This window comes from Micromonospora sp. SD19 (assembly GCF_054462275.1).
In genome coordinates this window covers 81,475-95,282 of the sequence record NZ_JBTLMN010000004.1, presented here as the reverse complement: position 1 = coordinate 95,282, position 13,808 = coordinate 81,475, and the positions used below count along the sequence as shown (strand labels likewise).

The following is a 13,808-nucleotide window of genomic DNA, read 5'->3' as shown; positions in this document are numbered from 1 at the left end:
GGCAAGCCGTGATGCAGGTCACATTTACTTGCCCCGCGTGGCGGATGGCCGCCCGGGAATCGGGACGCAGGCATGCCTGTTCAGGTAACATGGAGCAGTTGCCGTGGGCGCCGATCTGATCGAAGCTCAGCCTGCGGCGCGCGTGCGGCCCGGTCCAGCTCGGCAATCTGCCGCCGACCGTGTGGCCCGCGTCATACCGAACGCGCCCTGAGGACAGGACGGGCGCACCCACGAGAGGGCACCCCCACATCCACATGAGCGACCTGACTCAAGATTTGCTGGACGGCCAGGAACTGGCCCCCACCGCCCCGGTCCGACCGGAGGCCCCCACATTCGCCGCACTCGGCGCCCGCGCCGAGACCGTCGAGGCGCTGGCCTCGGCCGGCATCACCCGCGCCTTCGCCATCCAGGAGTACGCGATCCCGATCGCGCTGCGCGGCGTCGACCTGATCGGGCAGGCACCCACCGGCACCGGCAAGACCCTCGGCTTCGGCGTTCCGCTGCTCGACCGGGTCTTCGCCCCGAGCGAGGGCAGCGACGGCGTCCCGCAGGCGCTGGTCGTCGTCCCCACCCGTGAGCTGGGCATCCAGGTTGCCAAGGACCTGGCCGCCGCTGGCCGGACGCGCGGCGTCCGGGTGCTGCCGATCTACGGCGGCGTGGCGTACGAGCCGCAGATCGACGCGCTGCGCAAGGGTGTCGAGATCCTGGTCGGCACCCCCGGGCGACTGATGGACCTGCAGAAGCAGAAGCACCTGCGGCTCGACCGGGTGCGCGCGCTCGTCCTCGACGAGGCCGACCGGATGCTCGACCTGGGCTTCCTCGACGACGTCGAGAAGATCCTGGCGATGCTTCCGGAAGACCGGCAGACGATGCTCTTCTCGGCCACCATGCCGGACCCGATCGTCACCCTGTCGCGGCGTTTCCTGCGCCAGCCGATGACGATCCACGCCGGGCACACCGCCGAGACCGGCCCGTCGCCGCAGACCCAGCAGCTGGTCTACCGCACCCACTCGATGAACAAGGTCGAGGTGGTGGCGCGCATCCTCCAGGCGGAGGGGCGTGGGTTGACCATGATCTTCACCCGTACCAAGCGGGCCGCCGACCGGGTCGCCGAGGACCTCGACTTCCGTGGGTTCGCGGTCGCCGCGGTCCACGGTGATCTCGGCCAGGGTGCCCGCGAGCGGGCCCTGCGGGCCTTCCGGGCCGGCAAGATCGACATCCTGGTCGCCACCGACGTGGCGGCCCGCGGGTTGGACGTCACCGGCGTCACCCACGTCATCAACTACGACTGCCCGGAAGACCAGGACACCTACACCCACCGGATCGGTCGTACCGGCCGGGCCGGCGCGACGGGTGTCGCGGTGACCTTCGTCGACTGGGACGACATGCCGCGCTGGCGGATCATCGACAAGACCCTCGGTCTGGAGATGCCCGAGCCGCCGGAGACGTACCACACGTCGCCGCACCTCTACACCGACCTGCACATCTCCACCGAGGTCAGCGGCACGCTGCCCACGGCCGAGCGCACCCGGGCCGGGCTGTCCGCCGAGATCGAAGAGGACCTGGGTGGGACGACCCGCTCCCGCCGGGGCGACAGCGGCGGCCGAGGCTCCCGACGCGGTGAGAGCCGTGGCGAGGGTCGCGGCGAACGTCGTGGTCGGGGCGATGGTCGCCGCGACCGCCCCGACGCCGGCACGCCGGCCGCCGCCGACGCACCCGCTGTCGACGCCGCCGAGGAAGGCACCCGTACCCCCCGCCGCCGGCGTCGCCGCCGCGCCGGCGAGGTGGTCGCGGGCGAGACCACCGCGGTGATCTCCGCCGACTCCGGCCCCGCCGAGCCGACCACCGCGTCCGACGGTGAACCGTCGAAGCCGCGCCGCCGCCGACGCCGCCGTGGTGGCGGTTCCGGTGCGGGTACGCCGGCCGAGGCGACCGCCGACTGACCACCAGCCACACCTGACATCCCCCGCACCGCCTCGCGCGGCGTGGGGGATGTTCCCGTCTCCCACCCCGCCTGCTGAAGATGGAACGATGCCGCAACCACTGGACGCCGCCCTGACCGAGGTTCGGGCGCTGCTGCTCGACCCCGCGCTGACCCGGGCGGTCGCCGCCGGTCGCCGCCGCGGACGTCGCCCCACCGTCGAGCGGGCCGAACTGCGGCCGGTGACGCTGAAGGCCGGGCCCCGGATCCAGATCACCACGTCCGACGGCGCTCGCCCGTACACCCGCAACATCGCCTCCGGTCCGGAGGCCGCCGCGGCGGTCGACGAACTGCTGGCCGAGCCGTTCGGCAACTGGCACGTCGAGACGGCCGACGCGACGCTCCAGCTGCGGGTGACCAAGTCCGGCGAGGCGCAGGTGCACCGGGCCGCGACGTCCCGCCCGGCGGCGACGCCGACCGGAAACGACCGGACGAAGGAGTACCTGCTCGACCCCGGTGATCCCATCTTCGCCGAGATCGGCGGCTCGGCGGCCAAGCGCCGTCAGGTGGACGCGTTCCTGCGGGCCCTGGCCGCGACCCTGCCCGACGACCTGACCGGTCCGCTACGGGTGGTCGATCTGGGCTGCGGCAACGCCTACCTGACGTTCGCCGCGTACCGCTACCTGACGAGTCGAGGGCTCGGCGTCCAACTGGTCGGCGTGGACGTCCGCGAGGACCAGCGGCGGCGCAACACCGAGTTGGCGCAGCGGCTCGGCTGGGCCGACCAGGTCAGCTTCGTGGCCGGGACGATCGCCGACGCCGTCGTCGACCCCGCCCCCGACCTGGTGCTGGCACTGCACGCCTGTGACACCGCCACCGACGAGGCGTTGGCCCGCGCGGTGCGCTGGGAGGCCCGTTGGGTGCTGGCCGCGCCGTGCTGCCACCACGATCTGGCGAAGCAGCTGCGCGCCCACCCCGCCCCGGCCCCGTACGAGCTGCTGACCCGGCAGGGCATCCTGCGCGAGCGGTTCGCCGACGTGCTCACCGACGCCCTGCGCGCCGGGCTGCTGCGGCTGCACGGATACCGGACCGAGGTGGTGGAGTTCGTGGACTCGCAGCACACGCCCCGCAACCTGCTGATCCGCGCGCGCCGTACCGGTGCCGGGGCGACCGGGGCGCAGCGCGCGGAGTACCGCGAGCTGGTGGACCAGTGGCAGGTCGTCCCCCGACTGGAGACCCTGCTGGCCGCCGACGAGGCGTCCGGCTCCTAACGCCGGCCCGGCTCGCTAACGCCGACGGTCCCGGCCACCGTCACGCTCGCCGGCACCACGGTCGTGGACCGACACCCGGTCGGCGCCGGGCCGACGGGCGCTCCGCTCCCCGTCGCCCGGCGCGATCGGGAATGGTACGACCCTGCCCCCGCCGGCCTCGGCGTTGCCGGCTGCCGCGAAGGCGTTCCAGGAGATGTCCACCAGCAGCTTCTTCACCTCGGCGTGCCGGACGGCGGCGTTGTGTTGCAACGCCATCCGGGCACCGAGCACTACCGCGACCAGCGTGGTGGTGATGGTGCCGGTGGCGGCCAGCACCTGCAGTCCGGTAGCGGAGTCGGTGCGGAGCACCAGGACCAGCAACCAGATCCAGAACGCGGCCGCGAAGACGCCGGCCTTGGCGACGAAGAAGAGGCTCACCGCACCAGGCTGGTACGGCTGGGGGCGACTCGGTTCGGCCATGGTGCTCCTCGGCGGTGGTCCGGTCGGACGCGGCAGGCAAAGACCCATGTCGGGACGGGGACCGAGCCTAAACGAGAACGATGATGATCGCTGGATGCAATTTTCGTTCTGCACACACGCATGCAGAGAAAAGTCTCATCCACGGGACAGTTTGTGCGGTCAGTCAATTGTTTCCGGCTGTGGGCGTACTACCCTCGAAAGGCGCATCGTCCCGGTGCTCCGGCGGGAGGGGAAGACACACAGGGATGGGATCAGCCGAGGTATCACCGCAGATGGCCTTCGCCCGCTTCGTCCGGCGCGCCATCGATGACGCTCGTGACGAACGTGGCTGGACCGTGACTGATCTTGCCTCGCACACGGGCGTGGGACGCTCCACAGTGTTCCGCTGGCTGGCCGGTGACTGGCAGGACTATCCCGAGTTGGCCAAGGTGCGCGGTTTCTGCGCCGCCCTGGATCTGCCGGTCGCCGCCGCGTTCCGCGCGCTCGGGCTGCCCGACGCCGGCCCCGCACCCCGCCGACGCCACGACGACGGCCCGGTCGAGGCCGACGTCCGGGCCATCCTCGACCGGCTGGCCGACCCCACGGTCCCCGCCGAGGAGAAGCACCACATCCGCGACCTGCTCCGCTACCTGGCCCGCCGCCCCATCCGCCGAGCCGGCTAACCCCACCCTCCCCTCCCCCTTCGGAGGGCGGTGGGGCGGGGATGGGTGGGATTAGGGGGTGGTGAGGGTGAATTCGGCGGTTTGAACTTTGGCGTTCACCTGGAAGTCGAGGTAGAGGCGGTAGCGGCCCGGGCCGGGAATGGTCAGCCAGAACTTGATCTGACCGTCCACCAGTTCGGTCTCCGGGTGCACGTGCAGGTAGCCGAGATCGCCCTCGCGCAACGCCACCAGGTGCCCGTACGCCCCGAGGTACCGCTGCAGCTCGGCGGCACCACCGGCACCGTCGACCCGGAAGGTCAGCGGCACTGTCGTCCCGGGCTGCGGGGTGCCCTGGAAGCCCACTGTGAAGCCGTCCACCGTCGTCGAGGTGGCCGGCCCCGGCAGTGGACGGGGTCGGTAGTCGCCGGGCGCGACCAGGTCCGTGCCGAGGGTCACAGCGGTCTGCGCGCCGTCGTCGGCAACCACCGTGAAGTCGGCGTACGCCCGCCAGACCCCGGGCTGGGGGAGGGTCAACGGCACCAACCAGGTGCCGTCCGCCGCCATTGTCGGGTGCAGGTGCTGGTAACCGGTCAGGTCCCGCCGGACGACGATGAGGTGCATCGGCTTGTCGTGCACGATGGCGAACCGGGTGACCGGCCGGCGTTGCGCGTCGCGCACCTGGAAGCGCAGCTGACCGGCGCGGCCCGCCGCGAACTCGGTGCCCAGGGGGGCCAGGGTGAGCCCGGCCGAGCTGACCGCCAGACCGCCCGCCTCGGTGGGCGCGCCCTGATCGGCGCCCGTGGCGGAGCCGTGGTTGTGCGGCGCGACACCCGGCGGATCGGTGTGCTCGGCCGCCAGCGACGGGCTGCCGGTGGTGGTGCCGGTGGCGTTGAGCCGGCCGAGGCCGAAGCCGAGCAGCACCGCGAGCACCAGCCCGCCAACCACCAGCGCCAGCCGGAGAGTGCTCCGGTCCGGCCCGGCGGGAACCTCGTCGATGACCGGAGCCGCAGACACCGGGTCCGGGACCGGCACCGCGGAGAGCTGCTCAGGCACCGCCAGCGCCCAGCGGGTGGCCGGCGGTCACGTCAATGACGGCGTCGACGCCGCAGGTGACGGGCTGCTGGTCGGTCATGCTGCCCACGTTACCGCCGCCGGCGGCAGGGCCAGGCCGACGCCCGGACGGCGTGGCGACTGTCGCATTCACCGGTGCCCGGGAACTTTCCGCCGCCCGACCGAGCGAAGCTGCGCCATCAACGCCACGGCACCGCCTGCCGTCATCGTCACCGTCACCGGCGACGACGACGACGACAGCAACGACGACGACAGCGACAGCGACGGCGCCGGCGCCGGCAACAGCGGCAGCGGCAGCGGCAGCGGCAGCGGCAGCGGGGTCAGCCGGCCACGGCGAGGGCGAGCGGGAGCACGTCGGTCGCGCCGGCCCGGCGCAGCGCACGGGCCACCAGCGTCATCGTCCAGCCCGAGTCGATCAGGTCGTCGACGAGCAGCACCGGGCCGTCCAGCCCGGCCAGCGCGTCGGCCAGGTCGGTCGGCACGGTGAAGGTGTCGTGCAGCGCGCGTACCCGTTGGGCGCTGTTGCCGCGCGGCCCGGCCGGGCCGCCGGGGCCGGCCGTGGTGACCTCGCCGAGCAGCGGCAGCCGGCCCACGGTGGCGATCCGGTCGGCGAGCGAGCCGAGCAGCCGGGGCCGCCGTCGGGAGCCGACGGCTACCACCGCCACCGGCCGGCGGGGCCACGGGTCGTCGCCGTGCGCCCACGCCTTCAGCACCTCCACCACCGCACCGGCGACGTCGTCGGGCACCGGTGTGTCAGGTGCGTCCGGGCCGACGAGGTCACGCAGCCGACCACCCCAGCCCAGGTCGGAGAGGCGCCCGACGGCCCGGCCTGGCAGCGCCTGCTCGGCCGGGGCGATCCGGCCCTTGAGGGGTACGCCGACCGCGTCGAGCCCGGTCGGCCAGAGCTTCTTCGGGGCGATCTCCACACCGGGGCGGCCCAGGAAGGTCTGCGCGGCGGCGAGCGCGGCCGTCGACACGTCGGCGGTGAAGAGGGGGTCGGCGCACCTGTCGCACCGGCCGCAGTCGGCCGCCCCGGTGTCGTCCAGGCGTTCCCGTAGATACCGCATCCGGCAGTCGGACGTGGTCGCGTACTCCCGCATGGCCTGTTGCTCGACGGTGCGCGCCTCGGCGACACGGCGCAACCGGGCCTCGTCGTAGACCCACGGCTCGCCGGTGGCGAGCCACCCACCGCGCACCCGGCGGACCGCGCCGTCCACGTCGAGCACCTTGAGCATCAGCTCCAGCCGGGCCCGGCGCAGGTCGACGAGGGGTTCGAGGGCCTGGGTGGAGAGCGGACGGTCGGTGTGCAGGGCGGCCAGCACGGCGCGGACCTGCTGCTCCGGTGGGAACGCCAGCGAGGCGAAGTAGCGCCAGATGGCGGCGTCCTCGACGCCGGGCAGCAGCAGCACCTCGGCGTGCTCGACGGCGCGGCCGGCGCGGCCGACCTGCTGGTAGTACGCGATGGGCGAGGGTGGTGCGCCGAGGTGGACGACGAAGCCCAGGTCGGGCTTGTCGAAGCCCATGCCGAGGGCGCTGGTCGCCACCAACGCCTTGATCTTGTTGTCGAGCAGGTCCTGTTCGGCGGCACGCCGGTCGGCGTCGTCGGACTGCCCGCTGTAGGAGGCGACCGGGTAGCCCCGGGAGCGCAGGAACTCGGCGGTCTCCCCCGCTGCCGCCACTGTCAGCGTGTAGATGATGCCCGAGCCGGGGAGCTGGTCCAGGTGGTCGGCGAGCCAGGCCAGCCGGTGTGCGGGGCTGGGCAGGTCGAGCACCCCGAGGCGCAGCGACTCGCGGTCGAGCGTGCCGCGCAGGATGAGGGCGTCACCCAACTGCTCGGCCACGTCCTGGGTGACCCGGGCGTTGGCGGTGGCGGTGGTCGCCAGCACGGGGGTGCGGTCGGGCAGCTCGGCGAGGAACGTCCGCAGCCGCCGGTAGTCGGGCCGGAAGTCGTGCCCCCAGTCGGAGACGCAGTGTGCCTCGTCGACCACCAGCAGGCCGGTGGTGGCGGCCAACTTCGGCAGGACGCCGTCGCGGAAGTCCGGGTTGTTGAGCCGTTCCGGGCTGATCAGCAGCACGTCCACCGCGCCGGTCTGGATCTCGGCGGTGATCTCGTCCCACTCGTCGAGGTTGGCCGAGTTGATCGTGCGGGCCCGGATGCCGGCCCGGGCGGCCGCCTCGACCTGGTTGCGCATCAGGGCCAGCAGCGGCGAGACGATGACTGTCGGCCCGGCCTGGTCGCCGTGCTCGTGGTCCCGGAGCAGGGCGGTGGCCACGAAGTAGACAGCGGACTTGCCCCAGCCGGTCCGCTGGACGCACAGCACCCGTCGCCGGTCGACGACCAGTGCCTCGATGGCGCGCCACTGATCCTCGCGCAGCCGGGCGTGGTCACCGGCCAGCCGGCGCAGCACCGCCTCGGCCCGCTCCCGTACGCCTGCCCGCTCTGCTGTCTCCACCCGGCATTTCTACCAGCGCCGTCCGTCATCACCCTGTTGATCAAGAGGTTTGCGTCATTCCCGGGCTGGATCCTGACGCATTTCTCTTGATCAACAGGGGATGGGCCCGGTCAGCGGCCGAGGACCGAGCCGCCGTTCACGCCCAGGACCTGACCCGTGACGAAACCGGCCGCCGGGCTGGCGAGATAGCGGACCGCTTCGGCGATGTCGTCCGGCAGCCCGGCCCGCCCGACCAGGGTCGCCGCCACCCGCTTCGCGTGCCCCTCGGCGGTCATCCGGTCACCGAAGAACTCGGTCTCGGCGACGTAGCCGGGGCTGACCACGTTGACGGTGATCTGCTCCGGACCGAGCTGCGCCGCCAGGTCGTACGCCCAGCCGTGCAGGGCCGCCTTCGCCGCCGAGTACGGCCCACCGCCGCCCCGCTGCGCGGAGATCGAGCTGACGAGGATCACCCGCCCGCCGGGTCGACGCAGAGCCGGGCGCAGCGCCTCGGTCAGCAGCACCGCGGTGAGCACGTTGGCGTCCAGGTTGGCCCGCCAGTACGCGGCCGTCCCGGCCAGCGTGTCGGTGTCCCCGCTCAGGTAGCCGCCAGCGTTGTTGACCACCACGTCGACCGGCCGACCGTCGACCGCCGCCAGGACCCGGTCCAGCTGCTCCGGGTCGGTCAGGTCCGCGGTCACGGTGGTGACGGCGTCCGGCCGACCGCATTCGGCGGCGATCCGCGCAGCGGCATCCGCCAACACGTCGGCCCGCCGCCCGACGATCAGCACGTCGTACCCATCCCGGGCGAGTGCCCCCGCCACCGCCGCCCCGATCCCGGTCCCGCCCCCGCTGACAACCGCAACCCGCGAGTCCATCTCCCCTACCTCCCCATCCGCAGCACCTCGTCGATCATGAAGTTATCGCCATCCGCCACGGCGTGTCATGGCCACAACTTCATGATCGACGAGCAGGGGGTGGGGTTAGCGGGGGGAGCGGGGGCGGAGGGAGCGGGTGAGGTGGGACAGGCGGGGGGCCAGGCTGGTTATGCCGCCGGGGAAGAAGTAGACGGCCAGGATGAAGACCGTGCCCAGGACGAAGAGCGGCTGACTCAACGGACGGCTGAGAACGGCCGGCAGGTTGTCCACCGCGTCGCTGGTGCCGAAGGCGGTGAGACGGTGGTCCAGGTACATGTAGAGGACACCGCCGAGCACCGGCCCCCACCGGGTGCCCGGCCCGCCGAGCACCACCATCACCAGCAGCGACAGGGTCAGCTCGGACGACGTGATGTGCGGCGACGCGCCGCCGACGATCAGGACGTAGACCACCCCGCCCGCCGACGCCAAGCCGCCGGCCAGGGTGAACGCCACCAGCTTGTAGCGGTACGGGTCCAGCCCGAGCACACCGATCCGCCGCTCGTCGTCGCGCAGCCCGGCGAGCACCCGCCCGGTCGGCGACCCGCTCACCCGGTGCACCACGAAGACCACAAGCGTCAGGTACGCCAGTGCCAGCCAGTACAGATTGACCGTGTTGGTCACCCCCACCAGCCCGGCGGGCAACCCGGACACGTCCAGCGGCAGGCCCTCCTCGCCGCCGGTCAGCCCACCGAAGTCGCGGGCCACCAGGATGGCCCCGACCTGGGCGAACGCGAGGGTGACCATGGCGAACGCGATGCCCACGGTCCGCAGCGCCACCGCGCCGAGCAGCGCGGCGAGGATGGTGCCGCCGGTGATCGTCAGCAACGCCGCCTGCCACAGCGGCAGACCGGCCCGGGTGACGAGAATGTCGGTGCCGTAGACGCCGGCCGCGAAGTAGAGCGCGTGCCCGAAGGAGAGCATCCCGGTGCGGCCGAAGAGCAGGTCGTACCCGGCCGCCAACCCGCCGAAGATCAGGCAGATGGCGAGCAGTTGCAGGGTGCCCGGCGAGTTGACCGGCCCCTCGAAGATGCCGGGCAGGGAGATCGTCGAGTACGGCAGGATGGCCAGCACCACCAGCGCTACCAGCGGCAGGAACGGCCGGACCCGGTGCCACCGCCCCCGCTGCGGACTCAGTTCGTCGGGCACCTGCGCCCGAGGCGCGTCGATCACCGTCATGCCGTTGCCACCTTTCCGGCGATGCCCTGTGGGCGGAGCAGCAGCACGACGGCCAGCAGCCCGACCACGCAGATGTCGCCCAGCCCGGACGTGCCGTAGTAGTTGACGAACTGCTGCACCAGCCCGACCACGACCGCCGCGTACGCGGAGCCGACCACCGAGCCCATCCCGCCGATCACCACCACGATGAACGCGAAGATCAGCAGTGAGCCGCCCTGCCCGGGCGACACGGTGCCGAAGTAGACCCCGCCGAGCGCGCCGGCGAGCGCCGCCGCCGCCCCACCGATCGCGAAGACCAGCGTGAACGCCTTGCGGACGTCGATGCCCAGCGCGGTGACCATCTCCCGGTTCTCCACCCCGGCCCTGATCACCAGGCCGTACCGGGTCCAGCGCAGGAACGCCAGGATCGCACCGAGCACCAGCACCGCCGCGATGATCAGCAGCAGGCCACCGTTGGGCACCTGCGCGCCGAGGATCCCGGTCACCTGCCGGGTCCAGTCCGGACGTGGGAACGGCCGGGCGTCGGCACCCCAGGTGGCCTGCAACAACGCCACCCCGGCCAGGGACAGGCCGACGGTGACCAGCACCTGCTCGATGGTGCGGGAGTACAACGGGCGGATCAGCACCAGCTCGACCAGGATCGCCACCAGCGTGCCGGCGGCCACCCCGAAGGCGACAGCGAACACGAAGCCGAACCCGTCCGGGCCGGCGCCCGGCAGGTTGCCCGCCGCCCACCAGGTGCCGTACGCGCCCACACCGAGGAACAGCCCGTGCGCGAAGTTCAACACGTCGGCCAGGCCGAAGACCAGGGACAGACCGGAGGCGACCAGGAAGTACAGCGCCGCCAGGCCCAGCCCGGTCAACGTCAACAGGATCACGGTCCCCATCAGAGCTGGTCCTTCCTCGCGACTGCGGGGCTCGCAAGCTCACTCCTCGCGCTCGGCGTGGACACCTCCGCCGAGCCGACACCGAGCAACGACTTCGTCAACGCGGTCTCCAACAGCAGCTCGTGGGCGTCGCCGGTCCAGGCGACCTTTCCGGCGGCCAACACCACCGCGTCGCGGGCCAGTCGACGGACCACTGCCAGGTTCTGCTCGACGAGCAGCACCGGCACCGACTCAGCGACCCGTTCCAACACCTCGGCCACCTCGGTCACCACCTTCGGGGCCAACCCCTTGGTCGGCTCGTCGACGAGCAGCAGCCGGTTGTCGTTGAGCAGCACCCGGCCGATGGCGAGCATCTGCTGCTGCCCTCCGGAGAGCGAACCGGCCCGTTGCCGTCCGCGCCGGTCCAGCTCCGGGAAGAGCGCGAAAACCTTGTCGTACGCCGGGGTGGTGCCGCGCCGCTCAGCGAGCCGCAGGTTCTCGGCGACGGTGAGGCCGGCGAACACGCAGCGGTCCTCGGGCACGTAGCCGAGCCCACCGCGGACCAGCCGGTGCGTGGGCCGGGCCAGCAGGCTCTGCGCACCCATCCGGATGGTGCCGCGCACCTCCCCGGTGGGTGGGGTGAGGCCGACGATCGCGCGCAGCGTGGTGGTCTTGCCGACGCCGTTGCGGCCGAGCAGGACGGTCACGCCGGTCGGGGCGACAGTGAAGGACACCCCCTGGAGGATGTGCAGCCCGGAGATTCGGACCGACAGGTCCTCCACACTGAGAACGGGTTCCATTAGAGCGACTCCCCCAGGTAGGCCTCTTGCACAGTGGGGTTGGCCATCACCGTCTCCGGGGTGTCGCAGGCAAGCAGCGCGCCGTGGTGCATGACGGCGATGCGGTCGGCCAACTCCAGGATGACGTCCATGTGGTGCTCGACCATCAGCACCGCCCGGCCGCCGTCGCCGGTCAACGACTTGATGACGGCGACCAGTTCGGGCACGTCCTCGGCGCTGACCCCGGCCATCGGCTCGTCCAGCAGCATCACCCGGGGTTCACCGGCGAGCAGCAGGGCGATCTCCAACTTGCGCTTCTCACCATGGGCCAGGGTGCCGGCGAGGGCCGTACCCCGGTGGGCGAGGCCGACCCGGTCGAGCGCCGCGTCGGCGGCGGCGGCAACCTCCCGGTCGGCCGCCGCCCGCCGCCACAGTGCCATCGAACCCCCGCGGTGCGCCTGCACGGCGAGCCTGACGTTCTCCCGCACGCTCAGCGAGCCGAAGACCGAGGACGCCTGGAAGGTACGACCCAGGCCGAGGCGGGCCCGCCGGTGCGGCGCGAGCGCGCCGATGTCCTGCCCGTCCAGGGTGACCCGGCCCTCCGTGGCCCGACGCAGGCCGGTGATCAGGTTGAACAGTGAGGTTTTGCCGGCGCCGTTCGGCCCGATCACGCCCAGGAACTCCCCGGGCGCGAGGTCGAGGTAGACGCTGTCGACGATGGCGACCTCACCGATCCGCCAGGTCAGACCACGGGTGGCGAGCATGGGTCAGCCCTTCATCGCCACGGCCGGCGGCGCCGACTCGTCACCGGTGAGGCTCTTCTGCGCGGTCGCCGTGAAGTCGGTGCCGCTGCCGGTGAGCTTGGCCTGGAACATCGGCTGGAGCAGAGCGTGGTCGGCGGCGCGGATGGTCATCTTGCCCTTGACCCCGTCGAAGCTCCAGCCCTCCAGCGCGGTGACCATCTTGTCGACGTCGTCCCCGCCCTCCTGCGCCGCGCGGACCACCATCTGGGCGGCGGCGAAACCGTCCGGGTGGAACAGGTCGATGGTGTTCACCTTGGCCTTGAGCGCCTTGCTGGCCTCGGTGTCGCTGGCGCCGTCGAAGTAGTGCGACAGGAAGGAGATCTTCGCGCCGGCGGCGCCGAAGGTCGGCCACGAGGCGCGGATGTCCAGGCCGGTGACGACAGTGGTGGACGAGAGCACGCCCTGCTGGTCGAGGGTCTGCCACATGGCCGGGGCGGTGGTGCCGGCCCAGGCGACGAAGAGCAGGTCGGGCTTGGCCGCCTTGATCTGGCTGGCGAACGGGGTGAACTCGGTGGCGCTGGCCGGGGCCCGGACGCTGCTCACTGTGGCACCGGCGCTACCGATGACGGCCTTGACGGCCGCCTCGTTGGCGTCGCCGAACGCGCCGTCCTGGGCGAAGACCACCACCTTCTTGCCGGTCGGGTCGCCGATGAACGACTTGGCGGTCACCACGTCCTGGTAGGACTGCCGGCCGGAGCGGAACGTGTACTTGTTCGCACCGGTCACCGCGTCGGTGGCGGCCGGGCCGGAGATGAACAGAACCTTGTTCTGCGCCGCGATCGGCGCGACCTGGAGCGCCACGCCGGAGGCGGTGGAACCGGCGATGATCTTCGTGCCCTTGCCGATCAGGTCCTTTGCCGCGGAGACCGCCTTGGCGGGGTCTCCCGCGTCGTCGACCTCGGTCACCTCGATCTTCCGGTCACCGACCTTGCCGGTGCCCTCGGTGGCGAAGTCCAGCCCCGCCTTGAACCCCTCGATGTACTGCTTTCCGTAGCTGGCCAGGGCTCCCGACTGGGAGTACACCAGGCCGACCTTGACCGGCGCGGCACTGTCGCCGCCGCCGGTGGCGGTGTCCTGCGGGCTGCCACAGGCCGTGGCGGCCAACGCCGCGGCCATCATCGTGGCGGCGGAGAGGAACACCCGCCGCGTCGTCCGGACCGTCATTGCGACTCCACATGAGGACTCGGAGGGAGAGAACTTCTTTGTGACGGCCCACGCTAGAAGTGACGTCACCCACGAGCTATGTGGCGGAAACACACAAGTAACAGGAATGAGGTGGCCAAGGGTTACAACGGCCCGCACTACCAGCCGGGAGCCCACGTCCTCGATGGCCCGAACCTCCACGGACCACCCGAACCGTGTGTCGCCCCGCGCCATTCGCCCCATTCGGCCGCCGCCGGGCCCGTCGTGGTTCGTGCCGGGCGGGCGGCGTCGGCGGGGGCAGGTGAATCTCCGGAATGCCCGTTCCCGCT

The 13,808-nt window shown here is 72.0% G+C and carries 12 protein-coding genes; 3 read left to right on the top strand and 9 right to left on the bottom strand.

All coding sequences use genetic code 11. The features are described 5' to 3' along the window. The first annotated feature begins 254 nt into the window (after window positions 1-254). Both ACX27O_RS15995 and ACX27O_RS15990 read left to right on the top strand, forming a co-directional pair. Window positions 255-1,943: a DEAD/DEAH box helicase gene (locus ACX27O_RS15995; RefSeq protein WP_357635728.1), complete on the top strand. Its 1,689-nt coding sequence runs from the start codon at window positions 255-257 to the stop codon at window positions 1,941-1,943. A gap of 88 nt (window positions 1,944-2,031) precedes the next feature. Beyond that, window positions 2,032-3,192 carry a class I SAM-dependent methyltransferase gene (locus tag ACX27O_RS15990; protein ID WP_210864780.1) on the top strand — a complete coding sequence of 387 codons (1,161 nt, stop codon included), beginning with the start codon at window positions 2,032-2,034 and terminating at the stop codon, window positions 3,190-3,192. 15 nt (window positions 3,193-3,207) lie between these two features. On the opposite strand, the gene ACX27O_RS15985 is transcribed toward ACX27O_RS15990, so the two are convergent. Then, window positions 3,208-3,651, bottom strand: coding sequence for a hypothetical protein (locus tag ACX27O_RS15985; protein ID WP_210864781.1), 444 nt, complete (start codon window positions 3,649-3,651; stop codon window positions 3,208-3,210). Window positions 3,652-3,896: 245 nt separating this feature from the next. Here ACX27O_RS15985 and ACX27O_RS15980 point away from each other — a divergent pair, with 245 nt between their 5' ends. After that, window positions 3,897-4,313, top strand: a complete 417-nt coding sequence (locus ACX27O_RS15980; protein ID WP_030329791.1) for a helix-turn-helix domain-containing protein — start codon at window positions 3,897-3,899, stop codon at window positions 4,311-4,313. 51 nt (window positions 4,314-4,364) lie between these two features. Here ACX27O_RS15980 and ACX27O_RS15975 read toward each other — a convergent pair whose 3' ends face one another. The 8 genes from ACX27O_RS15975 to ACX27O_RS15940 all read right to left on the bottom strand — a co-directional run bounded on the left by ACX27O_RS15975 (window position 4,365) and on the right by ACX27O_RS15940 (window position 13,500). After that, entirely contained in the window at window positions 4,365-5,345 is a 981-nt protein-coding gene (locus ACX27O_RS15975) for a hypothetical protein (RefSeq protein WP_458939680.1), read from the bottom strand. Window positions 5,346-5,683: 338 nt separating this feature from the next. Continuing rightward, the gene (locus ACX27O_RS15970) at window positions 5,684-7,816 is read right to left on the bottom strand and encodes a RecQ family ATP-dependent DNA helicase (RefSeq protein WP_358124866.1); all 2,133 of its coding nucleotides are present in this window, start codon (window positions 7,814-7,816) and stop codon (window positions 5,684-5,686) included. A 110-nt stretch (window positions 7,817-7,926) separates the two neighbouring features. Beyond that, complete coding sequence (locus ACX27O_RS15965; protein ID WP_210864783.1) at window positions 7,927-8,673, bottom strand: SDR family NAD(P)-dependent oxidoreductase; 747 nt, start codon at window positions 8,671-8,673, stop codon at window positions 7,927-7,929. 105 nt (window positions 8,674-8,778) lie between these two features. After that, a complete protein-coding gene (locus ACX27O_RS15960; protein ID WP_030329787.1) occupies window positions 8,779-9,888 on the bottom strand; it encodes a branched-chain amino acid ABC transporter permease in 1,110 nt (369 codons plus the stop codon). Further along, on the bottom strand, window positions 9,885-10,775 hold the full coding sequence (locus ACX27O_RS15955; RefSeq protein ID WP_210859659.1) for a branched-chain amino acid ABC transporter permease: 891 nt from the start codon (window positions 10,773-10,775) through the stop codon (window positions 9,885-9,887). The genes ACX27O_RS15960 and ACX27O_RS15955 overlap by 4 nt, the downstream gene beginning before the upstream one ends. Further along, window positions 10,775-11,554, bottom strand: a complete 780-nt coding sequence (locus ACX27O_RS15950) for an ABC transporter ATP-binding protein (RefSeq protein ID WP_036411002.1) — start codon at window positions 11,552-11,554, stop codon at window positions 10,775-10,777. The genes ACX27O_RS15955 and ACX27O_RS15950 overlap by 1 nt, the downstream gene beginning before the upstream one ends. After that, on the bottom strand, window positions 11,554-12,297 hold the full coding sequence (locus ACX27O_RS15945; protein WP_030329784.1) for an ABC transporter ATP-binding protein: 744 nt from the start codon (window positions 12,295-12,297) through the stop codon (window positions 11,554-11,556). The genes ACX27O_RS15950 and ACX27O_RS15945 overlap by 1 nt, the downstream gene beginning before the upstream one ends. Window positions 12,298-12,300: 3 nt before the next feature. Beyond that, complete coding sequence (locus ACX27O_RS15940; RefSeq protein ID WP_030329783.1) at window positions 12,301-13,500, bottom strand: substrate-binding domain-containing protein; 1,200 nt, start codon at window positions 13,498-13,500, stop codon at window positions 12,301-12,303. Window positions 13,501-13,808: the final 308 nt, after the last annotated feature.